The following is a 24675-nucleotide window of genomic DNA, read 5'->3' on the forward strand; positions in this document are numbered from 1 at the left end:
CGTGTCGTCCGGTCACCGGAAAGAAATGGTCCATTGCCGACGGAAAACCATGATGCGGCATTGCTGGAAACCCCCTTCCGGCACTTGCCGCCCACACGGTATTTCCATTCCCCCTCGGCAGTACCGGACGATTCCGATTTCCACTAGGAGGATAGCCATTGGCAATGCCATTAGCAATGCCACCCGTCAAACAAATGGGGCATATTCCCCACACAAACGACATTGCCAGAGAATTACAAGTCGATGATTTGGCAATGACATTGACAAGCCTACGGCGATATCCCGGCCTGTTCCGCAGATGTGCGCTGCCGCCAATCCCGCACAAGAGGCAATCGGCTAGCCGAGTAGTTCCCGAAACTCGAAGGCATTGCGAACACCGTCGTCGCCGTGACAGTTGTTGAACAGTACGTGGACACGCCGGGCACGCTGTGCGAGGGCGCGAACCGGCCCGACGAGTTCGCGCAACTCGGCCTGGCTGTAGTAATAGTCGAAGCGGTCCGCCGCCGACCGCATGCCCTTCGCCTGCCACGCCTCCACGTTGCGCCCGTGCAGCCGCAGGATCGCCGCCGCGGGAGAAGTCACCTCCCACACCTGGGGAATGCTCGCCGCCCCCGCCTGGGGCTCATCGACGACGACGTGCACGAGACCCTGCTCGCGCAGAAACGCGAGGACAGTATCACGATGCTTGTCGTCGAACCACGAACGATGCCGGAACTCCACCGCCGCGGCGTAAGGCGCAAGCTCCGCGACGCAATGCAGGATGTGCTCCAGGTTCGACGGCCGATAGACATACCACGGCGGAAACTGCAGCAGGACGGTGCCGAGCTTGCCCGCCGCGTCGAGCGGACGCAGTGCCAGCGTGAAACGCTGCCACAGCTCCTCCGTCAGCTCGCGCGGCACGTCGGCGCCATACGCCCGCTCCTTCGGTACCGCACCGAGCGCCTGGCGGATGTCCGGCGGCAGCGCCGACAGAGGCGTCGGGTGTCCGGTAAAGAGCCGGTAGGCCTTGATGTCGAAGACGAAGCCCTCGGGCGTGCGCTCGGCCCACAAGGTCGCGTTGTGCGCGGTCGGCAACGCATAGAAGGCGCTATCCACCTCGACGACAGGAAATTGCGACGCATAGTACTTCAGCCGGCCCTCGGCCCCCTTGGCGTCCTCGGGGTACCAGCCGGATTCGATCAGCGTGGGGTCGGTCCACGAGGCCGTCCCCACCAGGATGGAGTCCATGATCTGCGCCCTCCTGCCCACATCCGGTCATCATGCCGCCGACCGCGCCCGAATCGAAGCCCGGATGTGTGAGCCGAGGTTGCAAAGCGCCGCCAGAGGCGCCGTCCGCGTCAGCGTGCGTCGAGCCCGCGGCGATACTGGATCGCCTCCGCGAGGTGCGACGCCCCGACGCGCTCGGCGCCGGCAAGGTCCGCAATCGTCCGCGCGACCTTGAGAATGCGGTGGTACCCGCGCGCCGACAGGTTCAGCCGCCGGACCGCCTGGTCGAGCAAGCCCTGCCCGGCGCTGTCGGGCGCGCACAACGCATCGACGCGGCCCGTGGCGAGCTGGCTGTTCGGCACGCCCTGGCGTTCGCGCTGGATCGCCCACGCGCGCCCGACGCGTTCGCGGACCGTCCCGCTCGCTTCGCCGGCGGGTTGCGCGACGAGCTCCGCATGATCGAGCAGCGGCACTTCGATCGTGATGTCCATGCGGTCGAGCAAGGGCCCGGAGAGCCGCCCGCGGTAGCGCGCCACCTGATCCGGCGTACAGCGGCACTGCCCGCGCGGATTACCCGCGTGACCGCAGGGGCAGGGGTTCATCGCCGCGACGAGCTGGAAGCGCGCCGGGAATTCCGCCCGCTGGCGCGCACGCGACACCGTCACGACGCCGGTCTCCAGCGGTTCGCGCAGCGCCTCGAGCACGCGGCGATTGAACTCCGGCAGCTCGTCGAGGAACAGGACGCCATGGTGCGCGAGACTGATTTCGCCGGGCCGCGGCGTCGAACCGCCGCCGACCAGCGCCGGCGCCGACGCCGAGTGATGCGGAGCCCGATACGCACGACGGCGCCAGCGCGAGGCGTCGAAGCCCCCCTCGACGGACTGGATCGCCGCGCTTTCGAGCGCCTCGGCATCGTCCATCGGCGGCAGCAGGCCCGGCAGGCGACGCGCGAGCATCGACTTGCCGGTGCCCGGCGGGCCGAACATCAATAATGAATGCTGTCCTGCCGCCGCGACTTCGAGCGCCCGGCGCGCCTGCAGCTGTCCCTTGACGTCGGCGAGATCGGCATCGGCATCCGTCGCGCCCGCCACCTGCGGCGCGGGATGCGGTTCCAGCTTGCTGTGGCCATTGAGATGTGCGCACACCGCGAGAAGGCTCGCGGCGGGCAGGATCTCGGCGCCGGTCGCGAGCGCCGCCTCGTCGGCATTGACGGCCGGCAGGACCAGCGCACGGCCCGCACGCGCGTTCGCGAGCGCCATCGACAGCGCGCCGCGCACCGGGCGCAGGCTGCCGTCGAGCGACAGTTCGCCGACGAACTCGTGGCGCGCGAGCGCCGCCGCCTCGACCTGGCCCGACGCGACGAGGATGCCCAGCGCAATCGGCAGGTCGAAGCGTCCGCCCTCCTTGGGCAGGTCGGCCGGCGCCAAATTCACGGTGATGCGGCGTTGTGGGAATTCGAACTGCGACGTGACGATCGCGGCGCGCACACGGTCGCGTGCCTCGCGCACCTCGGTATCGGGGAGCCCGACCAGGCTGAATGCGGGCAGACCGTTGGCGAGATGGACTTCGACCGTGACCTCGGGCGCGCCGAGACCGGCGAGCGCCCGGGTACGGATCAGGGCGAGCGACATTGTGACCTCCGGAAGACTTGCGCCAGTCTACCGGAGGTCACGATAATGACAAGAAGTTATTCCAGAATGCTGAAACGCGGCCCGTCGACCGCAGCGGATCAGGCCTCGTCGCGGGCGCGTGCGAGTTCGCGCTCGAGCCCGGCCACACGGTCTTCGAGTTCGGCGAGCTTCTGGCGAGTGTGGGCGAGCAGTTCGCGCTGCACGTCGAATTCCTCGCGCGTGACGAGGTCAAGGCGGCCGAACATGCTGCCCAGCAGTGCCTTGGCGTTCTTTTCGAAATCCCGCGCAGGGTTGCTCGCGGCAAGTTCCGAGAGCTTGGAGCCGATTTCGTCGAGGATGCGCGGACCAGCCATGAGGAGCCTCAGATGCGTTTCGGAAAGGCAAGAAGTCTAGCATGCCAGTCGGCACGCCGAGCCTCTGCACACTGACGGTGCCTGGTTTGTGGCAAGCAAGGCCGCAACGCACTGTTTTCGCACCATGACGGCACATGAATGCACTGCTATGGTGCAATCACCGGCGGCACCGTGTGCAACTGCACAAAAGTCGTATTCGCTCGCACGTCGTTATCAACTGATTATTCTTTTTGTATCAATGGCTTGCACAACCGATTCCTCAACTGGCACGGCGCATGCATAGCAGTCCTTGCCAAAAAATCATCTCGTCAAGGAGTCCAATATGAACAAGCGCATCCTCGCGACCGCAGTCCTTGCAGCGCTCCCGCTGCTCTCCACCGGCTCCGCCTTCGCCGAAGAGGCCGCGGACAACCCGGTCACGGCCAACGTTTCGCTGGTGTCCGACTACGCCTACCGCGGTATCAGCCAGACCGACGAGAAGATGGCGCTGCAGGGCGGTTTCGATTACGCGCATTCGAGCGGCCTGTACGTCGGCGTGTGGGGCTCGAACGTGTCCTGGATCCGTGACGGCGAAGATGCCGCGCGCGACGCCGGCGCCACCTTCAAGTCCTCGCACAACAGCCTCGAAGTCGACGTCTATGGCGGCTACAAGGGCACCGTCGGCGACTTCGGCTACGACGTCGGCCTGCTGCAATACGTCTACCCGGGCCGCTACACCCAGACCTGGCGCACCTCGGTCGCCAAGCGCCCGGACACCCTCGAAGGCTACGTCGGCCTGTCGTACAAGTTCCTGACCTTCAAATACTCGCACGCCTTCACGAACCTGTTCGGCGCGCCGGATTCGGAAAACAGCAAGTATCTCGACCTGTCGGCGGCCTATGAGATCGCTGACGGCTGGACCCTTAACGCCCACTTCGGCCGCCAGGTCATCGCCGGCCCGGCCGAGTCGTACAACGACTGGAAGATCGGCGTAACCAAGGCGATTGCGGGCGTCACCCTCGGCCTGCACTACGTCGACACCGACATCAACCATGTCGATATCGCCGAGCCGCGCGTGATCTTCAGCGTCGCCAAGTCGTTCTGATTGCGCTCCGCCGCGGGGCCACTGCCCCGCATGATTGAAAGGAAACCAACATGAAATTCGTCACAGCCATCATCAAGCCGTTCAAGCTCGACGAAGTGCGCGAAGCGCTCTCGGCGATCGGCGTGCAGGGCATCACGGTGACCGAGGTCAAGGGCTTCGGTCGTCAGAAGGGTCACACCGAGCTGTACCGCGGTGCCGAATACGTCGTCGACTTCCTGCCGAAAGTGAAGATCGAAGCCGCCGTACGCAGCGAACTGCTCGACCAGGTCATCGAAGCCATCGAGAAGGCGGCCGCCACCGGCAAGATCGGCGACGGCAAGATCTTCGTCTTCGACCTCGAGCAGGCCATCCGCATCCGGACCGGCGAAACCGGCACCGACGCGCTGTAAGGGAGATAGCTCACCATGAAAAAACTGTTCGCAATCCTGCTGACCATACTGGCGGTCGGCTTCACCGGCCTCGCGTTTGCCGATGACGCACCGGCTGCGGGTGCTGCCGTCGCCGAAGCCGCCAAGGCTGCGACCGAGGCTGCCGCTGCCGCAGCCCCGGCCGCCGCGACGGTCAACAAGGGCGACACCGCCTGGATGCTGATCTCCACCGCGCTGGTCGCCTTCATGTCGATCCCGGGCCTCGCGCTGTTCTACGGCGGCCTCGTGCGCTCGAAGAACATGCTGTCGGTGCTGATGCAGGTCTTCGTGATCTTCTCGCTGATGATCGTGCTGTGGTTCGTCTATGGCTACAGCGTCGCCTTCACCGAGGGGAACGCGTTCTTCGGCGGCCTATCGAAGGTCTTCCTGAAGGGCATCACCGTCGATTCCGTCGCGGCCACCTTCACCAAGGGCGTGGGCATCCCCGAATTCGTCTATGTGGTGTTCCAGGCGACTTTCGCGGCGATCACCCCGGCCCTGATCATCGGCGCCTTCGCCGAGCGGATGAAATTCACCGCCGTGCTGCTCTTCATGGTGCTGTGGTTCACCTTCTCCTACCTGCCGATGGCCCACATGGTCTGGTACTGGGCGGGTCCGGATGCCTACATCGACGCAGCCGCGGGTGAAGCCGCCGGCGCGACCGCAGGCTTCCTGTTCCAGAAGGGTGCGCTCGACTTCGCCGGCGGTACGGTCGTGCATATCAACGCCGCGATGGCGGGTCTGGTCGGTGCCTTCATGATCGGCAAGCGCGTCGGCTACGGCCGCGAATCGATGGCCCCGCACTCGCTGACGATGACCATGATCGGTGCCTCGATGCTGTGGGTGGGCTGGTTCGGCTTCAACGCCGGTTCAAACCTCGAAGCCAACGGCCTGACCGCGATGGCCTTCCTGAACACGATGGTCGCGACCGCCGCTGCCACCCTGTCCTGGATGTTCGCCGAATGGATGATGAAGGGTAAGCCCTCGCTGCTGGGCGCCGCTTCGGGTGCCGTCGCCGGCCTCGTGGCGATCACCCCGGCCTGCGGCTGGGTCGGCCCGATGGGCGGTCTCGTGATCGGCCTGCTCGCCGGCGTGGTCTGCCTGTGGGGTGTGAATGGCCTCAAGCGCATGCTCGGTGCCGATGACGCGCTCGACGTGTTCGGCGTGCATGGCGTGGGCGGCATCCTCGGTGCGATGCTGACCGGTGTGTTCGTCGATCCGGACCTCGGCGGCACCGGGGTCTACGACTACGTCGCGAACGCAGTCGGCTCCTTCGACCTCGCCGCTCAGGTCACCAGCCAGGCCTGGGGCGTCGGCGTCGCGATCGTCTGGTCGGGCGTCGTGGCAGCCATCTGCTACAAGATCGTCGATCTGCTGATCGGTCTGCGCGTGCCGGAAGACCAGGAACGCGAAGGCCTCGACATCACGTCGCACGGCGAAACCGCCTACCACCTGTAAGCTGAGCATCAAGGCGCGCCGGGCTGCTCCACCCGGCACGCAGGAGCGGGCACCCTTCGGGGTGCCCGTTTTCGTTTGGGCACTCGCTAGTCGTTTGAACACGAGCGCTAGCACGCCATGGCAGGAAGGTATGTGACCTGAGTTCCAAAGATATTACTAACGATCTAATAGGCTTCGGTGCTTCCGCTTTCCCGACCATCTTCACCAAGGGGTATACATGAGTCGCCAATGCCTTTCCCGCGTCACCGCCACCGTCGTGCTGAGCCTTGTTATGGGGGCCGCAAGCGCCGTCGACAATCCGACGAACCTCGCCGGGGCGATCGTCGTATCAGCGGAGCAGGCGCGCGAGCTGCAGGCGAAGGGAGTGATCGTGGTGGATGCCAGATCGGCCGCGGAATATGCCGAAGCGCATATCGACGGCGCGATCAACGTGCCTTACAAGGAAAAGAGCGCGAAGGCGCCCGACTTCGATGCGGCGCAGGACGCCGTGGACCTCACGAAGCTGCCGTCCGACAAGTCCGCCGGGTTCGTCACGTACTGCAACGGCCATGACTGCTGGAAGAGTTACAAGCTCTCGACGGTGGCGATCAAAGCCGGTCACAGCAAGGTCTATTGGCTGCGCGATGGTCTTCCCGGGTGGAAGGCCAAGGGTTTCCCGATCAAGTAATCCGGCACGGCGGTCCCGGGGCCGCGCGAGGCGCGCCGCCCCCTTCACTCTGCAGGCACATCCATGCGGCTTCAGCTATCCCTCAGGGCCAAACTCCACGCGCTCGCCGGCCTTGCCATGGCAATCATCGTGGCGCTCTCGGCGCTGATTTTTCATGGCAACGCGACATCCACCGAAGCGCTTCGCGAAGTCTACGAAGAGAACGTCATCCCGCTGCAGCACATTCGCGAGATCCACGATCTGCTCGGTGAAATACGCTTCCGCATTGCCGGAGTCATTACCGATCAGATGCCGGCCCCTGGCTCCCGACGGCACCTCGCGGAGGCCAGCGAAGCACTGCCGAAACTCTGGACGGCCTACCGGCAGCAAAGCATGGCGGCACCCGACGGCAGCGAAGAGCACGAACTGACGGGAACCTTGGAAGCGGGCATCGCGAAATTACCTGCGCTGTTCCGGAAACTGGATGAGTCATATGCTGCAGCGAACGACAAGGAGCTGCTCACGGGCATCCTCGAAGAGGATTGGCCGGTCGTGATCACCGGCGTATCAAAGCCGCTGGCCGCGCTAATCGACCTGCGCACTCAGCAGGTCGAGAAGGTCTATCGCCACGCCGAGCTCAAGGAACAACACTTCAACCGCATCGCGATCGGCCTGGTCGTAGCTGCGGTCACCCTGCTGACAATGTTCACGGCCTGGATCATCCGTTCGATCACGGCCTCACTAGGCGAGATCCGGCATGCACTCGACTGCGTCGCGCGGGGCGACTTGACGGCCAAGGCGACGGCACGAGGCAGCGACGAATTGGGAGAAATGGCGGGAGCCATCAACCACACGCTGGCAACCCTTTGCGAGACGATGTCGCACGTGCGCGAGAGCTCGGACCGGGTGGCGGGTGCGTCCGGGCACGTCCGCCAGAGCGCGGCCGACATCCGAACCCGGGCCGAGACACAATCCGGCGAAGTGATGAAGCTGACCGCCGCGATGCAGCAGCTGACGGTTTCGGTAGCCGAGATCTCCTCCGGCTCAACCCAAGTCTCGGATGCAGCGGCACGCGCACAGCGGGCGGCGGAAAGCGGCGAGCAGCTCATGCGCGAGAGCCGCGCAACCACCGACCGCGCACAGCTGGCGGCAGCGCGTTCCTCCGATGCCGTGAGCGCACTATCCGCCTCGATCCAACAGATCAGTGCGATCTCCACAGTGATCCGCGAGATCGCCGATCAAACCAATCTCTTGGCGCTCAATGCGGCAATCGAGGCGGCGCGTGCGGGTGAGGCCGGACGAGGCTTCGCGGTGGTCGCCGACGAGGTGCGTAAGCTCGCCGAGCGCACCGGTCATAGCACCGCGGAGATCGGAGCGATCATCCACGCCGTGGAAGAGCAGGCCGACAGCGCCGTATCGGCGATGCGCGAGGTTGATTCCGACGTTGAGGAGGATATGCGCACCATCGTGCGCCTGGAGACGGCCTTTGGCGAAATCCTCGCGGCGGCACGGCAAGTGTCGACCCTTGCGGGCGGGATTGCACATTCGACGCGGGAACAGCAGCTCGTCGCCGACCAGACCGCCAGCGGGATGGAAACGATCTCGCAGGCGGTCGAGCATACCAGCACGACCATCGGCATGATGGCGGGGGCTGCCGACGAATCCGCCAAGAGCGCGGATATCCTGCGCCAGGTCGTCGGGCGCTTCCGCACCGCGTGAACGCATGGACCGGGGTGGCGCCGTAGCCGCCCCGCGGCATGCTCAGCGGAACACGATGGTCTTGTTGCCGTGCAGCAACACACGGCCTTCGAGGTGATAGCGCAGGCCGCGCGCGAGCACCGTCTTCTCGATGTCCTTGCCGTAGCGGACCATGTCGTCGACGGAATCCGAGTGGTCGATGCGGATCACGTCCTGCTCGATGATCGGGCCCTGGTCGAGTTCGGCCGTGACGTAGTGGCAGGTCGCGCCAATCAGCTTTACGCCCTTCGCCCAGGCCTGGTGGTAGGGCTTGGCGCCGACGAAGCTCGGCAGGAAGCTGTGGTGGATGTTGATGATGCGCCCCGGGTAGGCGGCGCACAGGTCGGGCGCGAGAATCTGCATGTAGCGCGCGAGCACCATCGTGTCGCCACGCACTTCCTCGAAGATGCGGCGCACTTCGGCGTAGGCCGAGGCCTTGTTGTCCGCCGTGACCGGCACATGGTGGAAGGGGATGCCGTGCCACTCGACGAAACCGCGGAAGGTGTCGTGGTTCGAGATCACGCAGGCGATCTCGATATCGAGTTCCTTCGACTGCCAGCGCGCGAGCAGATCGTAGAGGCAGTGCTCCTGCTTCGACACGAGCACGACCACGCGCTTCTTGACTGCCGAGTCGGTGATCGTCCATTCCATCTCGAGCTCTTCCGCGAGCGGACGGAAGCGCTCGCGGAACTCGGCGAGGTGGAAGGGTAGCGAGGAGGCCTTGATCTCGATGCGCATGAAGTAGCGCCCGACCGCTTCATTCTCGCGCGGAGGTTCGGCGTGCAGCGAGGTCTCGAGGATCCAGCCGTTGTGCTCGGCGACGAAGCCCGACACGCGGGCGACGATGCCGACGCGGTCGGGGCAGGACGCCGACAGGGTGTAGAAGCGTTCGCGGTGCATCGCGGGAGCCCGTCAGGCGACGCGCGCGAAGGCCTTGTCGATCTCGCGGCGCAGTTCGGGGTAGCTGCGGGTGACCGGGAATTGCGGGAATTCGCGGATCACGTTTTCCGGCGGATGGAACAGGATGCCGCCGTGGGCTTCGCCCAGCATCGCCGTGTCGTTGTAGGAGTCACCCGCGGCAACGACGGTGAGCTTCAGCTCCTTGAAGCGCTTGACGGCTTCGCGCTTCTGGTCCGGCATGCGCAGGCGGTAGTCGACGAGCATGCCCTGCTCGTCGGCGACGAGCGAGTGGCACAGCAGCGTCGGCCAGCCGAGCTGCTTCATCAGCGGCTTGGCGAATTCCTGGAAGGTGTCCGACAGGATCACGACCTGGTAGCTCGCGCGCAGGTCGTCGAGGAAGTCGCGCGCGCCGGGCATCGGGCCCATGCTGGCGATGACGTCCTGGATGTCGGGCAGGCCGAGCTTCCTTTCCGCCAGGATGTTCAGGCGGTACTTCATCAACGTGTCGTAGTTCGGCTCGTCGCGCGTCGTGCGGCGCAGTTCGGGGATGCCGGTACGCTCGGCGAATTCGATCCAGATTTCGGGAACCAGCACACCTTCGAGGTCGAGACAGACGATCTGCACGGCAATATTCCTGTAGCGGCGATGGGCAAAGACCGGATTCTAACAGTCGGGGAGCGGCACGTGCCGGCTTGCCGTCGAGCGGCGTCCGACGGGGGTCACGACAAGGGCATCGGAGGCCCGTCGACCATGTAACAAAAATTTATTTCTTGTATCCGGGAACTGGGAATATCGCACGCGGTCTTTGACATTAGGCCCTATAATGAGGGCAATGGTGTAACCCTTTGGCCCCGATGGAGCCAATTTTCGGGGCTGCTTCGGCAGCCCCGTTTTTCTGTCCACGGCCAGCGTTTCGTTACACACTTACACGAGGAGATTGCGCACCCGCAGTCCCTGCGTCGCAAGCTGCGTCAGCAGCGCACGCTGATGGTCGGCGTCACGCGTCTCCATCTGCAGGATCACCTCGGTCATGCCCACCGCGACGTGCAGCTCGCCGCGCCGGTGTTCGACATGGCGCACGTTCATGCCGAGTTCCGCAACCGTCTTCAAGAGCCCCAGCAACTGTCCCGGGGCGTCCGAGATCGTCACCGCGACGCACATCAGCCGGCCGCTCGACGCGAGGCCGTAGTCGATCGAGCGCCCGACGAGCGTCATGTCCACGTTGCCGCCCGAAATCACGACCACCGCACGGTCGTCCGGGGCCAGCACGATCTTCTTCTGCATCAGCGCCGCGAGCCCGACCACGCCCGCGCCCTCCCCGATCGTGCGGGTGCGTTCAAGCAAAGTGACGATGGCTTCGGCGATTGCGTTGTCGTCGACGGTGACGATCTCGTCGACGTAGCGCGCGATGACCTGGCGCGTCAGCAGCCCGGGCCGCTTGACCTTGATGCCGTCGGCGATGGTGTGGGCACCCGGCAGCACCTCCTCCAGCGAACCGTCGCGCAGGAAGTTGCGCCACGGGGCGACGGTCTCGGTCTGCACCCCGATCACCCGGATCGCCGGGTTCTGCAGCTTGAGCGCGAGCGCGATGCCGGAGATCAGACCGCCGCCGCCGAGCGGCACGATCGCGACCGTCATGTCGGGTGCGTCTTCGAGCATTTCGAGGCCGCAGCTCGCCTGGCCGGCGATCACGTCCCAGTCGTCGTAGGGATGCAGGAAGGCGAGATCTTCCTCCTTCGCGAGCCGGCGCGCTTCGTCGGCGGCGACTTCGAGGTTGTCGCCGACGAGGCGCACGTCGGCACCGAGTTTGCGGCAGGACTGGATCTTCGTCAGCGGCGCATTGGTGGGCATCACGACCACCGCGCGCAGGCCGCACTGCGCCGCCGCGCGCGCGACGCCTTGCGCGTGGTTGCCGGCCGAGGCCGCGACGACACCGGTGGGCGGCGTGTCCGAATCGAGCAGCCGGCCAATCTTGTGCGTCGCGCCGCGCAGCTTGAAGGAGCCCGTGCGCTGCAGGTTCTCGAGCTTGAGCCGCAGCGGCACGCCGAGCTCTTCGGACAGGGGGTCGTTCTGCCACTGGACGGTGCGGATCACGGCGTCGCGGATGCGATCCTGGGCAAGACGCAGGGCCGCAAGATCGAGCGGCACGGAAGATGGTGACATTGTGGGTCCTTGATCGAGCGCTTGTGGCGCAAGAGGGCTAATTTACCCGCAAACCGCCAGCAAGCGCCCGCTGCAGCGCCGCACGAACCAGCGCGACACCAATTCCGATATACACTGAAACAATCTAAGCGCAGACATCGCCCCAGATGATCAAACTGATCCGCATCGAACAGCTCGCACCGGGCATGTTCATCCATGACCTGAATTGCGACTGGACCGATCACGATTTCATCCGCAACCAGTTCCTCGTCGCCGACGCGGAAACGGTCGCCCGCGTGGGCGAGATCGGGGTGCATGAAATCTATATTGACACCTCGCGCGGCGGCGATGTGGCGGATGCCCCGACGGAGGACGACCGGCGTAGCGAACTCGATGCGACGCTCGGCCACATCGCAGCGGCGCCGCAGCCGCGGCTGGAAAGCGTCTCGCGCGATGCCGAACTCCAACGGGCGCGCCGCCTGCAGGGCGAGGCGGAACAGATCGTGCGGGGCGTCATGGGCGACGTGCGCATCGGCAAGCAGATCGAGCTGGAGAAGGTCGAGCCGCTCGTCGAGAAGATCGTCGCCTCGATCTTCCGCCAGCCCGACGCGCTGCTGCCGCTGCTGCACCTGAAGGACCATGACGACTACACTTTCATGCACTCGGTGTCGGTGTGCGCATTGCTGACGAGCTTCGCGCGCACGCTCGAGCTGCCGCGCGAAGTCATCAAGGAGATCTCGATCGGCGCGCTGCTGCACGACGTCGGCAAGGCGAAGGTGCCCGACGGCATCCTCAACAAGCCCGCGAAGCTGACCGACGCCGAGTTCGACAAGATGAAGTCACACGTCGTGCAGAGCAAGATCATCCTGCAGCATACGCCGGGCATCAGCGAGATCGCGCTCGACGTCGCCGCCGAGCACCATGAGCGTTTCGACGGCACGGGATACCCGAACAAGCTCAAGGGCAGCGAGATCAGTCTGTACGGTCAGATGGGGGCGATCGTCGACGTCTATGACGCGATCACGTCGAACCGCGTGTACCACAAGGGCATGCCGCCGACGCAGGCACTGAGGAAGCTCCTCGAATGGAGCAAGTACCACTTCGACCCCAAGCTCGTGCACGCCTTCATCCGCTCGGTCGGCATCTATCCGAGCGGATCGCTGGTGCGCCTCGAAAGTGGCAAGCTCGCCGTCGTGCAGGCGCAGAACATGGAACACCTGCTGCAGCCGACGGTGCTCGTGATGTTCGACGCGATCAGACGCTGCTACCTGACGCCCCAGGTCCTCGACCTGGCGAAGTCGAAGGACGTGATCATCGAACACGAAGACTTCGACAAGTGGCAGATCGATCCGGCGCGGTGGATCGCGGCGGGCTGAGCGGCAACCGCGTTCAGTCGGCGGGCAGCGACTCCAGCGTTTCGGAGATTTCCAGCCAGCGCAGTTCCGCGGTCTCGATCCATTCGGCGAGCTCGGCCTGGCGCTTGAGCAGCGTCTGCAGCTGACTGGTATCGCCGGAGGAATACAGTGCCGGATCGGCGAGACGCGCATCCAGCAACTTCTTCTCGCCCTGCCAGCCGGCCATCTTCTTTTCGAGCTGATCGAGTTCCTTGACGAGCGGGCGCCGTGTCGCGAGCCGCGCCTGGCGCTCGGCGGCGGATTGCTCGCGTTCGGCCTTGCGCGCGGCCTTGTCGGCGGCACGGTCGGGGCACTTCGCAGCTTCGGTCGCCTGCGCGCGGCGCTCGGCGAGCCAGTCGCGGTAGTCGTCGAGGTCGCCGTCGAAGGGCTGGATGCGGCCGTCGTCGACGAGCAGGAAGCGGTCGCAGGTCGCCCGCAAGAGCGCCCGGTCGTGCGACACGAGCACCATGCCGCCTTCGTAGTCCTGCATCGCGAGCGTCAGCGCGTGGCGCATTTCGAGATCGAGGTGGTTCGTCGGCTCGTCCAGCAACAGCAGGTTCGGCCGCTGCCAGATCATCAGCGCGAGCGCGAGGCGCGACTTCTCGCCGCCGGAGAACGGCCCGCAGGGGGTCGTCGCGGGCGTCGAGGTGCCGCCGACGCCGTCGCCGCGGAAGTCGAAACCGCCGAGATAGTCGCGCAGTTCCTGTTCGCGCGCCGCGGGGTCTAGGCGCGCGAGGTGCTGCAGCGGCGACTCGTCGGGACGCAGGGTTTCGAGCTGATGCTGCGCGAAGTAGCCGATCGCGAGGCCCTTGCCTTCGGTGCGCGTACCGTCGGCGAGTGGCAGACCGCCCGCAAGCAGCTTGATCAGCGTCGACTTGCCGGCGCCGTTGCGGCCGAGGAGACCCACCCGCTCGCCCGGGCGCAGCGTCAGGCGCACGCGGTCGAGCACCGTGCGCTCGCCGTAGGCGACGGCGCCATCCTCGATCTGCAGCAAGGGGTCCGGCGCAGGCGGGGCGTCGCGGAAGGTGAAGCCGAAGGGCGTGTCGATGTGCGCGGCGGCGATGCGCTCCATGCGCTCCAACGCCTTGATGCGGCTCTGCGCCTGGCGGGCCTTGGTGGCCTTCGCACGGAAACGGCGGATGTAGTCCTCGATGTGCGCGATCTCGCGCTGCTGCTTCTCGAACATCGACTGCTGCTGCGCGAGGCGCTCGGCGCGCTGGCGCTCGAAGTCGGAGTAGCCGCCGGTGTAGAGCGTCAGGCGCTGCTGTTCGATGTGGGCGATGTGGGTGACGCAGGCGTCGAGGAATTCCCGGTCGTGCGAGATCAGGATCAGCGTGCCGCGGTAGTCGCGCAGCCACTGCTCTAGCCACAGCACGGCGTCGAGGTCGAGGTGGTTCGTCGGTTCGTCGAGGAGCAGGAGATCCGAACGGCACATCAGCGCCTGCGCGAGGTTGAGCCGCATCCGCCAGCCGCCGGAGAAGTCCGACACCGGCCGCTCCGCGTCGTTGCCGACGAAGCCGAGGCCATCGAGGAGCGCCGCTGCGCGGGCACGCGCCGCGTAGCCGCCGATCTCGTGCAGCCGTGCGTGCAGTTCTCCGATGTGTGCGCCATCGTGGGCCGCCTCGGCCGCCGCGAGCCTCGCCTCGACGTCGCGCAGTTCGGCGTCGCCGTCGAGCACGTATTCGATCGCCGCCTTCGCGAGCGCCGGCGTCTCCTGCGCGACGTGGGCGATCTGCCAGCCGGAGGGGATGTCGAGATCTCCCTGGTCCTGGTGCAGGCCGCCGCGCAGCAGTGCGAAGAGGCTGGACTTGCCGGTGCCGTTGGCGCCGGTCAGGCCGACGCGCCAGCCGGGGTGGATCTGCAGCGAGACGTTATCGACGAGGACTTTCGCGCCGCGCGCGAGGCGGAGGTTACGAAACTGGATCACGACGATGCTTCGAAAGGCAAAGGCGACATTCTACGCAAGGGATCGCTCGGCCTCATATCGTATCCGGCTGCAACCGCGGTCAGCGAATCCGGCGGCAAAGGCGTTATCCTAGCCATCCCTGTCTTCAATCGCTCCACGACATCGTGCCCCGCCTTCCGCTCCTGCTGCTCGCCTTCGCATGCGCCCTGCCCCTTTCCGCCAACGCGACCGATGATGCCGCCGCGGACGCGGACGCCGCCGAACTTGCCCGCGCCGCGGCGCTGCGCGACGACGCCAAATCATTGCGCGGCAAGGCCGACGCTGAACTCGAGGCGCAGCAGATCGCGTGTCGCAAGGCAGTGCTGGTCAATCGCTGCGTCACGAAGGCGAAGGAAGCGCGGCTTGTGACCGTTCGCAAGGCGCGTGAGATGGAAATCGAAGCAAGCAAGATCGAGACGGGGCAGAAACGCCGTGCAGCGGCCGAATCCGGACGCAGCGCGGGCACCAACGCGCCGACCCGTCCCGCTCCCGAAACCGATCCCGCGGCGCAAGTCCTGCCACCCGACCCGTCAGTGGCGGAGACGCAGCGCGAACGGCAGGAAAACGCCGTCAAGGCCGTCGAGCAGCAGAAAGCCGCCCAAAAGGTGAAGGATGCCGCCAAGGCCCGCGAGCGGGCGAAGGCTAACGCGGATGCGGCCGAGCGCGCCGCGGCCGCCCGTGGCGATAAGGAGCGCTACGACCGCAAGCTGCGCAAGTATCAGGAAGACAAGGCACAGAAGGAACAGGAGAGTGCCCAGGGCGCAAGCGGCAAGTAGGAGTCTCTAGCCCTTGCGATGCGCCCATTCGAGGGCGTCTTCGAGCCGGTCGTTCCCCCAGAAGAGCTCCTCGCCGACGCGGAAGCTGGGCGCTCCGAACAGTCCCAGCTCGCTCGCCCTTTCGGTCTGGCGGCGCAAGGCAAGCTTGTTGTCGTCCGTGACCGCCTCGTCGAGCAGGCGCTTCGCCGGCAGATTCAGCTCGGACAGGATCCCGCCGACCACTTCGGCCTCGCCGATGTCGCGGTCCTCGGCGAAGTTCGCGCGCATCACCGCACGCGAGAAGGGAGCGACCCAGTCTTCCTTCGCACCGAGCAGCGCGACCCGCGCGGCAAGCATGCCGTTGCGCGGAAAGCGGCTCGGCACCTGGAACGGTAGCTCGTACTTCGCCGCCAGCCGCGCCAGGTCGCGCCACATGTAGCGCCCCTTGGGCGGGTAGATGTTGAAGGGCGAATCGTTCCACCCCATCGCGAGGAACACCGGCCCGAGCAGGAAGGGCCGCCAATCGACCTCGACACCGGCCCGCTCGGCCAGCCCCTCGATGCGCATCACCGAAAGATACGAGTAGGAACTCGCAAATTCGTACCAGAATTCGATGCGGGGGCGGGACATCGCTGGGCTCCGGGTAGGCAAATTTCTATCACTCTAGACCACCGGGGCGCAGCCTGCCCTGTTAGGCGGCGCGGCGCGCGCGCCCCGCGTTGGCGGGCTGGACGTGCAACAGGCTCGCCATGCGTTCGAGCCAGCCGCTCGGGTGGCCTTGGCGCGCGGCGACGGGCTTTTGAATGACGACTTCGGCATTGCCGACCCCGGTCATCAGCACGCCGCTGTCGAAGGACAGCGTAAAGGACTGGCCGGTCTTCAGCACGATGTCGCGGCTGTCGCCTTGCTGCGTGAGCCAGATGCAGCCCTTGCGCACCGTGACTTCGGCGCCTTTCGTGTGATCGAGAACCATCGACTCCCGCGACGACAGCGTGACGCGGGTGAATTCGCTACGGATATCCATGATTTATTACTCCTCGTCGGGCTCGCAGCGCGCCGTCGTACGCGGCGCTACCGCTCTTGCCACGCGTGAAGTATCGTCATTCATAAATGCCGGAACAAACGGAAAAACCGCATCTGTCGCATGCGTAAATCTCATGCATAAGCCGCTTGGAAAAGTTCCTCCGCTGGACCCGCTGCGCGGTTTCGTCGCCGCGGCGCGCCACCTGAGCTTCACCCATGCGGCCGAAGAGCTCTTCCTCACCCAGTCGGCAATCAGCCGCCAGGTGCAGACGCTGGAGGCGGCCCTCGGCGTGCCGCTGTTCGTGCGCGGGGTGCGCAGCCTCACGCTGACCGACGAGGGCGAACGCCTCGCGCGTGCGGCGGAAGGCTGGCTGCAGGAGTATGCGGCCCTCGCCGCGACACTCGCGCGCACCGGACCGCGCCCGGTGACGGTCACCGCCAGTATCGGGATTTCGGCGCTGTGGCTCGTGCCACGGTTGTCGCGCTTCCAGCAGCGGCATCCGGATATCGACGTGCGGGTCGCCGCGAGCAACCGGATGCTGGATCTCGCGCACGACGACGTCGACATCGCGATCCGTTACTGCGCGAACCGCGACGCCCCGCCGGGGGCGGAGCGCCTCTTCGGCGAAACGGTGATCCCGGTCGCGACGCCGGCGATCGCGGCGCGCCCGCTCGACGCGCGGACCTTGCCGGAGACGACGCTGCTCGACTTCGACGATCCGCACTATCCCTGGCTGCGCTGGACGGACTGGCTTGCGGCGATGAAGCTCGAGAACGAGCGCCCGCGCGCAGTGCTCGTCTTCAATCACTACGACCAGCTGATCCAGGCCGCGGTCGCCGGCCAGGGCATTGCGATCGGGCGCGAACGGCTGGTCGATCATCTGATCGCCGAGGGGCGCCTCGCGGTGGTCGGCGACGGCCGCATGGAGATGACCGATCGCGGCTACTGGCTGGTGCTCGGGCCAGCAACGCCGCGACGCGAAGTCATCTGCTTCGCCGATTGGCTGCGCGAGGAGGCGGGTGCCGGCTGAAGGCGAATCGGCGGACGCAGCTCAGTCGACGACCGTGACCGGACCGACGCCCTCCATGAACTGCAGCCGTGCGCGCAATTCGCGCGTCACTTCGATGTGGCCGTCGGCCGCGACGCGTAGCGCGTGCTCGATGCCGTAGCGGCGCGTGTATTCGCGCCAGCCGTCGCCGGCGATGAAGGGGGCCTTGCTCGCCGCATCGGACAGCGTCCCGGCATTCGGGCGCGGCGTGACCAGCACCGTCATCGACTGCGTCGCGGTGGCGGGCGCACCGGTACGCGGGTCGATCAGGTGCGAGTAACGCACACCGTCGAGCTCGAAGTAGCGCTGGTAGTCGCCCGAGGTCCCGATCGCCTCGCCGTCATAGAGCGGCAACGTCGCCATCGGCTCGGGCTTGCGCGGATGCTGCAGGCCCAGCCGCCAGGGTGCGTCGCCCTTCTTGCCGAGCGCCATGACGTTGCCGCCGATGTTGATCAGCGCGTTGTGGATGCCACGCGCGCGCAGGATCGCCGCCGCACGGTCGAGCGCGTAGCCCTTGGCGTAGCCACCGAGGTCGAGGCGCACCGAGGGGTTCCGGCTGCTGACGCGATTGCCTTCGATCACGAGATCGCTCATCCGCGGCCGCGCGTCGAGCACCGTCCGTATTCCGTCCGGATCGGGCAGGCGCGCGACGAATTCGTCGGCCTGGAAGCCCCAGAGTGCGATCAGCTCGCCGAGCGCCGGGTTGAACAGCGAATCGCCCAGTTCGGACAAGCGGGCCGCATCCTTCAGCATGCCCGCGAGCTCGTCGGACACCGTCGCGACTTGGCCGCGCCCGATCGACTCGTTCAGCGCGGTCAGTTCGGAGGGCTGCCACGCGTGGTAGCTGCGGTGCAGACGATCGAATTCGCTCAGCACCTCGTTCATCGCCGCGGCGGAATCCTCGGCCGACTCGCCGTAGACCGTCAGATCGACGCGCGTGCCGAAGACGTAGCCTTCCTGGCGATGCACTTCCGGCGGCTTCGCGCAGGATGCGAGCAGCGCCGCGACGACCAGAGCCGCGAACGCCGCGCGCACGCGGCGCAGAATCGCCGCCCCCGCCATCAGCTGCAGACCTGCTCGAGCTTGTCGACGAAGAGCCCAGCGACCGGGAAGCCGGTCTGCGAGGCGATCTCGACGAAGCACGTGGGACTGGTGACGTTGATTTCGGTGAGATGTCCGCCGATCACGTCGAGGCCCACGATCAGCAGGCCGCGCGCGGTCAAGATCGGCGCCAACGTCTCGGCGATCTCGCGCTCGCGCTCGGTGAGCGGCATCGCGACGCCGCGCCCCCCCACGGCAAGGTTGCCGCGCGTCTCGCCGGCTTTCGGGATGCGCGCGAGCGAATACGGCACGACTTCGCCGCCGACGATCAGCACCCGCTTGTCGCCTTCGGCGATCTCCGGCAGGAAGCGCTGCGCCATGATCGTCCGACGGCCTTCGTGCGTCAGCGTCTCGATGATCACGTTGCGGTTCGGGTCGTCCTTGCGTACGCGGAAGATCTGGCTGCCGCCCATGCCGTCGAGCGGCTTCAGGATCACGTCGCCGAGTTCGTCGATGAAGGCCTGCACGTCGGCGGCGTCGCGGGCGACGAGCGTGGTCGGCGCGAGCTGCGGGAACTCGCAGATCGCGAGCTTCTCGGAGTGGTCGCGGATCGCGCGCGGATCGTTGAAGATGCGTGCGCCGCCAGCGACGGCATGCTCCAGCATCCAAGTCGCCGTGACATACTCGAAGTTGAAGGGTGGATCCTGGCGCATGATCACCGCATCGTAGGCGGTGAGCGGCAGCACCGTCTCCTCGCCCGGCTCATACCATGCGTGATCGTCAGGCATCGGACGGATCGCGAGCGCGCGCGCGGCGACGACACCGTCGCGCCAGGTCAGCGCCTCGCGCCGGATCGTGAACACCGCATGGCCGCGCGCTGCGGCCGCGCGCATCATCGCGATACTGGAATCCTTGTAGGCCTTGAGCTTGTCGAGCGGATCGACGATGAAGGCGATCTTCAGGCTACGCGACATCGGGCTCGCCATCCTCCATCAGGCCGCGAAGTCGGCTTCGGCCGGCGCGGTTTCCTCGATCTCGACCGAGGCGGCCAGCAGCGCGAGGCGCGCGACCACGCCGTAGGCGTAGAAGCGGTTCGGCGCGGCATCCGGCGACTGGCGGCAGTCCGGCAGCGAGCAGCAGGTCTGGAACGCGAGCGGCTTGAAGTGCATGCCCGGCGCGTTGAGGTTCTCGTCGCGGCCGCGCTCGGTGTGCACGCGGTAGAAACCGCCGACGACGAAGCGATCCATCATGTAGACGACCGGCTCGGCGACCGCTTCATCCACCGTCTCGAAGGTGTGCACGCCTTCCTGGATGATGACCTCGTGCACCTGCAGGCCTTCCTTCACGACGCTCATCTTGTTGCGCTGGCGACGGTTGAGGCCCGTCACCTCGGACGCGTCGCGCACCGTCATCACGCCCATCCCGTACGTGCCGGCATCGGCCTTCACGACGACGAAAGGCGTCTCGTCGACCTCGTATTCCTTGTACTTCTCGCGGATGCGGCGCAGCAGGCTGTCGACCTGTGCGGCGAGGCATTCCTCGCCGGTGCGCTCCTGGAAGTTGATCTGGCCGCAGACGCCGAACTCGGGGTTGATGCGCCACGGGTCGATGCCGATCACCTCGGCGAACTCGCGCGCGACGCGGTCGTAGGCCGCGGCATGGATCGACTTGCGGCGGCGGTGCCAGCCGGCGTGCAGCGGCGGGATCACCCACTGCTCGTCGAGATCCTTGAGGATGGCCGGGATGCCGCCCGAGAGGTCGTTGTTGAGCAGGATCGCGCAGGGGTCGAAGTTCGCGAGCCCGAGACGGCCGCCGTGGCGTTCCAGCGGTTCGAGCGTGAGCGTGCCGCCGTTGGCGAGTTCCAGCGTCGTCGGCGCGGTGATCTCGGGCAAGAGCGAGCCGACGCGCACGTCGAGGCCGGTGAGCTGCAGCACGGACACGAGCTTCGAGACGTTCTGCAGGTAGAACTGGTTGCGCGTGTGGTTCTCGGGCACCAGCAGCAGCTGGCGCGCGTCCGGACAGAGACGTTCGATCGCGTCCTGGGCGGCCTGCACGCACAAGGGCATGAAGACATCGTTGATATTGTTCCAGCCGCCGGGGAAGAGGTTCAGGTCGACCGGCGCGAGCTTGAAGCCCGAATTGCGCAGGTCGGTCGACGCATAGAACGGGGGCATGTGATCCTGCCACTGCGTGCGCATCCAGCGCTCGATTTCGGTGGCGTGGTCGAGAAAACGCTTTTCCAGTTCCAGCAGCGGACCGGTCAGCGCGGTCGTCAGATGAGGGACCATTGGGGGATTTCCCGAAAAAAGCGCCGCAGGCGGGCGCACTGCGGCGGATAGTTTGCGGCCAATATTACAGTAGATCGCGCCCGTGTCGTTCAGACCGCGGCAAACGCGCGAAAGTGCTCGGGCAGCGGCGCATTTTCCAGGCTGCGCTGCGTGAAGATGTAACGACCGTCGCAGACGAAGCCCAGATCGGCCCAGTCGACGGTATTCAGGGCGTCGCGGAAGGCGGCGAGATCGACGTCCGCCCGGCGCGGAAACACCGCCAGCACGGCGCCGTCGTAATGCGGACAGTCGTGCAGGAAGAAGGGCCGCGCCTGCCGGGTACGGCCGTTCACATAGACGCGCGGCAGCCCGGACTGGAAGTAACCGCGCCCCCAGTGCCACCAGTTGCGCTCGTCGAAGGGCTGCACGCGGCGCGCGATCAGCCGGTCCTTGTGCGGCACGAGCGCCGGCGGCGGCGGATCGTTCGGCTCGACCCACAACATGCGCCGCGTATGGCCGGTCTTGACTGTCGAGGAGCAGACGAAGTCGCGATTGCCGACGCGCTCGTCGGCGTAGAGGTCGTCCGCGCCCGACACCGCCCCGACCTTGACGAAGGCGACGTCGGACAGGCGCAGCGGATAGTCGCCGCGGGCGAACATCAGGTGACCGCCGCATTCGAGCAGATGGCGCGTCTGCCAGCACGGCGCCGCGAGCGCCCCGGCGAGGTCGTCGGCGCTGCCGATCTCCGCGTAGCGCATCGTGCGCTCGAAATTGCCCTTCTCGAAGCGCCAGATCAGGCAGTTCGGCACCGCGTCGTCGAACACGCGCGCGTCGCCCAGTTCGATCGCGTCGGTGATCGTGCCCGTCGCGAGCATCAGGCGGTTGAGCTTCACCGCGGAGGTCACCTTCAGGAAGTCGCGCGGCGTGATGAAGATCAGCTCGCCGCCCGGCGCGAGGTGGCGCAGGCATTTCTCGATGAAGAAGAGGTAGAGGTTCGAGCGCCCGTCGAAATGCTCGGCCTGCAGCAGCTCGCGCGTCGCCGCCGGGATGTCCTGGAAGCGGACGTAGGGCGGGTTGCCGATGATCGTGTCGAAGCGCTCCGTCTCCGGATAAGCGAAGAAGTCGACGTTGAGCGCCCCCGGCGGGCAATGGGCCGCATCGAATTCGATGCCGACCGCCCCCGGCAGATGCTGCAGGAAGGCGCCGTCGCCGCAGGACGGTTCCAGCACGCGTCCGCGGTTCTTCCGCAGCGCCAGCATCGCGCGGACCACGGGCTCCGGCGTGAACACCTGGCCGAGCACCTCGACGTCGCGCGGGCCCTTCAAGCCGGGCTCCCGACGACCGAAGTCATGCACGGTGCAACACAGCAGGGTGGGCGGGAGACGGGCATGACGAAGTCTTGGCGCGAGGTCGGGTTAGGGTTTCGGCCCGCGGAAGATAAACCGGGCGCGGGCTTCGCGCAAATCGCGAGACGCGCAGCCGCGGCGACCCTGCGAGGGAATCACGTCGGATTTATTTACACTCGACGGGGTACATATGTGTCGACGAGAACGAAAATCGTTACCAAACAAACAGCTACAATTTCGGCACAAAATCTGCATCTCGTCTTGAGCATCACCTTCTCGGTCCTCTTTACACCGACAAGCGCAGGCCGATCATGCCAACTCATCCAAATAAATGGCGGGCGGCAATCGTGGCGACACTTGCCGCCACCCTACCACTGCTCGCACACGCGCTGCCGCTCACCGACGACAGCAATCTCGATGACGCTGCCGGACTCGCCACGCTGACCATCACGCGCAGCGGGCCGACGCCTTCCTCCACCAGCGCCGGGACTGCCGCAGCGATCAGCGGCACGACGACCTTCGTCATGGCGTGGAACGGCGACGACGAAAGCTACGCCTATGCGGTCGGCGACTCGCAGTTCGCGGTCGACTTCGGGCCGCTGCTCGCCGGACGGGCACCGGTGAGCCTGGGACGATACGTGTTCGATCTGTCGCTCGCCCCCGTCGTCATGGATCTTGGCAGCATCGATTTCAGCGGACCATCGCTCGGCGACGTATCCCAAGTGCTCGCGCTGGCCGAAAGCGGCGGCGCGTCCTCGGGCTGGACGGCCAGCGCCACCCGCGGCATTTTCAGCGCGAGCTACCGCCTGTTCCTGTTCGACACCACCACGGAAACTGCATCCTCCGCTGCAGGCCCGTCGGCGCTCGCGATACCGGAACCGGAGGTGCTCGCGCTGATCGGAATCGGACTCGTCATCCTCGCCGCGACCCGTCGCATCAGGAAGCAGTAATCGCCGGTTCCCGCCCCGGAGGCGGACCCGAACCTTTGCCCCTCGCCGCGCGTCGAAATGCCAAGACGATGCAATGACGAGGCACGGGCGAATGGAACTGTCATCGACGGAAATCGCGGAACTGGAACTCGCGTGGCGTCTGCTGGAAAACCCCGGCCTCGCGGCGCGGATCAGCGCGGTCGTGGGCTCACCGATCGAACGCGGCTTCGAACTGCTGCCGAAGCGGTGGAACGCCGCCGTGATGGGGGCGACGCACAAGGCCATCGCAACCGCGCTCGACGTCGCCTTGCGCACCCTCGATCACGAGGCGGTCGAGGCGCCGTCGAACCGCTGGCACAAGCTCGCGGTTGGGACGACGGGCGCGGCGGGCGGCGCGTTCGGCCTCCCGGCGCTCGCGATCGAGCTGCCGCTATCGACGACGATCATGCTGCGATCGATCGCCGACATCGCGCGCAGCGAAGGCGAAGACCTGCGCGACGTCGAGGCGCGCCTGCAATGCATGCAGGTGCTGGCCCTCGGCGGCCGGTCGGCGAGCGACGATGCGGCGGAAACCGCGTACTTCGCCGCTCGCGCCGCGATGGCCAAGGCGGTATCGGAAGCCGCACGCCACATCGCGCAGCAAGGCGCCGTCCAGCAAGGGGCACCGGTGATCCTGCAGCTCATCGCGCAGATCGCGTCGCGTTTTTCGATCAATGTGTCGCAAAAAGTCGCCGCGCAGGCCGTGCCGGTGGTCGGCGCGATCGGCGGGGCCGTCATCAACACCGTCTTCATCGACCACTTCCAGGGCATGGCGCGCGGCCATTTCATCATCCGCCGGCTGGAACGCTGGCATGGATCGGAGACGGTGCAGCGGGTGTATAAGGGCTTCTCCAAGGCGGCGTGACGAAGTCGCCGTCACCCGCCGAACAACCATCAGGGAGAACGCACATGGTCTTGCGCATCGTCCGCCTGGGCACGCCGCGGGCCGCCGACGAAGGCCTGCGCATCGGCACCGTGCGCCGCCCTCCGCGGGGCGTGCCGAAAACCGAGTTCGCGTCGCAGAACTGGTACGACGTCTGGTATCCGAACCTCGCACCCAGCGTCGAGACGATGAAGATGGCCCAACAGGCGAGCACGCCCGCCGAATGGCAGGCCTTCGTCAAACGCTATCGCGCCGAAATGGGGACGCCGGACGCGAGCCGCAGCCTCGATGTGCTCGCGGCGCTGTCGCATCAGACGAACTTCTCGGTCGGCTGCTACTGCGAGGACGAATCGCACTGCCACCGCTCGATCCTGCGCGAGCTGTTGCGCGAAAAGGGCGCGAAGCTGGAGTAGCTCCGCCCTTGCGGGACATGCGGTGTC

The 24675-nt window shown here is 66.3% G+C and carries 24 protein-coding genes; 11 read left to right on the forward strand and 13 right to left on the reverse strand.

Annotation, left to right across the window (positions count from 1 at the left end; genetic code table 11):
• Positions 1 to 336 precede the first annotated feature (336 nt).
• The 3 genes from AZKH_RS21900 to AZKH_RS21910 form a co-directional block, all read right to left on the reverse strand.
• Positions 337 to 1227: a DUF72 domain-containing protein gene (locus AZKH_RS21900; protein WP_015437995.1), complete on the reverse strand. Its 891-nt coding sequence runs from the start codon at positions 1225 to 1227 to the stop codon at positions 337 to 339.
• A gap of 110 nt (positions 1228 to 1337) precedes the next feature.
• The gene (locus AZKH_RS21905) at positions 1338 to 2837 is read right to left on the reverse strand and encodes a YifB family Mg chelatase-like AAA ATPase (RefSeq protein WP_015437996.1); all 1500 of its coding nucleotides are present in this window, start codon (positions 2835 to 2837) and stop codon (positions 1338 to 1340) included.
• Positions 2838 to 2935: 98 nt separating this feature from the next.
• Complete coding sequence (locus AZKH_RS21910) at positions 2936 to 3190, reverse strand: accessory factor UbiK family protein (protein WP_015437997.1); 255 nt, start codon at positions 3188 to 3190, stop codon at positions 2936 to 2938.
• 322 nt (positions 3191 to 3512) lie between these two features.
• Between AZKH_RS21910 and AZKH_RS21915 the strand changes: the two genes are divergently transcribed.
• From AZKH_RS21915 to AZKH_RS21935, 5 genes are all read left to right on the forward strand, one after another.
• Entirely contained in the window at positions 3513 to 4274 is a 762-nt protein-coding gene (locus tag AZKH_RS21915; RefSeq protein ID WP_015437998.1) for a TorF family putative porin, read from the forward strand.
• A 50-nt stretch (positions 4275 to 4324) separates the two neighbouring features.
• Entirely contained in the window at positions 4325 to 4663 is a 339-nt protein-coding gene (gene glnK, locus AZKH_RS21920) for a P-II family nitrogen regulator (protein WP_015437999.1), read from the forward strand.
• Between the two features lie 15 nt (positions 4664 to 4678).
• Entirely contained in the window at positions 4679 to 6139 is a 1461-nt protein-coding gene (locus tag AZKH_RS21925; RefSeq protein WP_015438000.1) for an ammonium transporter, read from the forward strand.
• A gap of 217 nt (positions 6140 to 6356) precedes the next feature.
• Positions 6357 to 6806 carry a rhodanese-like domain-containing protein gene (locus tag AZKH_RS21930; protein ID WP_015438001.1) on the forward strand — a complete coding sequence of 150 codons (450 nt, stop codon included), beginning with the start codon at positions 6357 to 6359 and terminating at the stop codon, positions 6804 to 6806.
• A gap of 63 nt (positions 6807 to 6869) precedes the next feature.
• Positions 6870 to 8504, forward strand: coding sequence for a methyl-accepting chemotaxis protein (locus AZKH_RS21935; RefSeq protein ID WP_015438002.1), 1635 nt, complete (start codon positions 6870 to 6872; stop codon positions 8502 to 8504).
• A gap of 42 nt (positions 8505 to 8546) precedes the next feature.
• Here the strand turns inward: AZKH_RS21935 and purU are convergent, their stop codons facing one another.
• The 3 genes from purU to ilvA all read right to left on the reverse strand — a co-directional run bounded on the left by purU (position 8547) and on the right by ilvA (position 11585).
• Positions 8547 to 9422: a formyltetrahydrofolate deformylase gene (gene purU, locus AZKH_RS21940; protein ID WP_015438003.1), complete on the reverse strand. Its 876-nt coding sequence runs from the start codon at positions 9420 to 9422 to the stop codon at positions 8547 to 8549.
• Between the two features lie 12 nt (positions 9423 to 9434).
• Positions 9435 to 10046: a bifunctional phosphoserine phosphatase/homoserine phosphotransferase ThrH gene (gene thrH / locus AZKH_RS21945; RefSeq protein WP_015438004.1), complete on the reverse strand. Its 612-nt coding sequence runs from the start codon at positions 10044 to 10046 to the stop codon at positions 9435 to 9437.
• Between the two features lie 300 nt (positions 10047 to 10346).
• Positions 10347 to 11585, reverse strand: coding sequence for a threonine ammonia-lyase (ilvA, locus tag AZKH_RS21950; RefSeq protein ID WP_015438005.1), 1239 nt, complete (start codon positions 11583 to 11585; stop codon positions 10347 to 10349).
• A 146-nt stretch (positions 11586 to 11731) separates the two neighbouring features.
• Between ilvA and AZKH_RS21955 the strand changes: the two genes are divergently transcribed.
• The gene (locus AZKH_RS21955) at positions 11732 to 12940 is read left to right on the forward strand and encodes an HD-GYP domain-containing protein (protein ID WP_015438006.1); all 1209 of its coding nucleotides are present in this window, start codon (positions 11732 to 11734) and stop codon (positions 12938 to 12940) included.
• A 13-nt stretch (positions 12941 to 12953) separates the two neighbouring features.
• Here AZKH_RS21955 and AZKH_RS21960 read toward each other — a convergent pair whose 3' ends face one another.
• On the reverse strand, positions 12954 to 14885 hold the full coding sequence (locus AZKH_RS21960; RefSeq protein WP_015438007.1) for an ATP-binding cassette domain-containing protein: 1932 nt from the start codon (positions 14883 to 14885) through the stop codon (positions 12954 to 12956).
• 143 nt (positions 14886 to 15028) lie between these two features.
• Here AZKH_RS21960 and AZKH_RS21965 point away from each other — a divergent pair, with 143 nt between their 5' ends.
• Positions 15029 to 15679 (forward strand): hypothetical protein, encoded by a 651-nt coding sequence (locus tag AZKH_RS21965; protein WP_015438008.1) that lies wholly within the window; start codon positions 15029 to 15031, stop codon positions 15677 to 15679.
• A gap of 6 nt (positions 15680 to 15685) precedes the next feature.
• Here AZKH_RS21965 and AZKH_RS21970 read toward each other — a convergent pair whose 3' ends face one another.
• Together AZKH_RS21970 and AZKH_RS21975 are read right to left on the reverse strand one after the other, a co-directional pair.
• Positions 15686 to 16288 (reverse strand): 2-hydroxychromene-2-carboxylate isomerase, encoded by a 603-nt coding sequence (locus AZKH_RS21970; RefSeq protein WP_015438009.1) that lies wholly within the window; start codon positions 16286 to 16288, stop codon positions 15686 to 15688.
• Positions 16289 to 16349: 61 nt separating this feature from the next.
• Positions 16350 to 16682 (reverse strand): DUF2917 domain-containing protein, encoded by a 333-nt coding sequence (locus AZKH_RS21975; RefSeq protein ID WP_015438010.1) that lies wholly within the window; start codon positions 16680 to 16682, stop codon positions 16350 to 16352.
• A 133-nt stretch (positions 16683 to 16815) separates the two neighbouring features.
• Here AZKH_RS21975 and AZKH_RS21980 point away from each other — a divergent pair, with 133 nt between their 5' ends.
• Entirely contained in the window at positions 16816 to 17712 is an 897-nt protein-coding gene (locus AZKH_RS21980) for a LysR substrate-binding domain-containing protein (RefSeq protein WP_015438011.1), read from the forward strand.
• A 21-nt stretch (positions 17713 to 17733) separates the two neighbouring features.
• Here the strand turns inward: AZKH_RS21980 and AZKH_RS21985 are convergent, their stop codons facing one another.
• The 4 genes from AZKH_RS21985 to AZKH_RS22000 form a co-directional block, all read right to left on the reverse strand.
• Positions 17734 to 18792, reverse strand: a complete 1059-nt coding sequence (locus AZKH_RS21985) for an FAD:protein FMN transferase (RefSeq protein WP_015438012.1) — start codon at positions 18790 to 18792, stop codon at positions 17734 to 17736.
• Entirely contained in the window at positions 18792 to 19745 is a 954-nt protein-coding gene (gene gshB / locus AZKH_RS21990; RefSeq protein ID WP_041657684.1) for a glutathione synthase, read from the reverse strand. Before gshB ends, AZKH_RS21985 begins: the two co-directional genes overlap by 1 nt.
• Before the next feature lie 18 nt (positions 19746 to 19763).
• A complete protein-coding gene (gene gshA, locus AZKH_RS21995) occupies positions 19764 to 21059 on the reverse strand; it encodes a glutamate--cysteine ligase (RefSeq protein WP_015438014.1) in 1296 nt (431 codons plus the stop codon).
• Positions 21060 to 21148: 89 nt separating this feature from the next.
• Positions 21149 to 22363: a class I SAM-dependent methyltransferase gene (locus AZKH_RS22000; protein WP_015438015.1), complete on the reverse strand. Its 1215-nt coding sequence runs from the start codon at positions 22361 to 22363 to the stop codon at positions 21149 to 21151.
• A gap of 332 nt (positions 22364 to 22695) precedes the next feature.
• Between AZKH_RS22000 and AZKH_RS22005 the strand changes: the two genes are divergently transcribed.
• The 3 genes from AZKH_RS22005 to AZKH_RS22015 all read left to right on the forward strand — a co-directional run bounded on the left by AZKH_RS22005 (position 22696) and on the right by AZKH_RS22015 (position 24648).
• Positions 22696 to 23334 carry a PEP-CTERM sorting domain-containing protein gene (locus AZKH_RS22005; RefSeq protein WP_156822145.1) on the forward strand — a complete coding sequence of 213 codons (639 nt, stop codon included), beginning with the start codon at positions 22696 to 22698 and terminating at the stop codon, positions 23332 to 23334.
• 91 nt (positions 23335 to 23425) lie between these two features.
• Positions 23426 to 24217: an EcsC family protein gene (locus AZKH_RS22010; RefSeq protein WP_015438017.1), complete on the forward strand. Its 792-nt coding sequence runs from the start codon at positions 23426 to 23428 to the stop codon at positions 24215 to 24217.
• Between the two features lie 44 nt (positions 24218 to 24261).
• On the forward strand, positions 24262 to 24648 hold the full coding sequence (locus AZKH_RS22015) for a DUF488 domain-containing protein (RefSeq protein WP_015438018.1): 387 nt from the start codon (positions 24262 to 24264) through the stop codon (positions 24646 to 24648).
• The last annotated feature ends 27 nt before the right edge of the window (positions 24649 to 24675 follow it).

This window comes from Azoarcus sp. KH32C, from assembly GCF_000349945.1.
GTDB lineage: Bacteria > Pseudomonadota > Gammaproteobacteria > Burkholderiales > Rhodocyclaceae > Aromatoleum.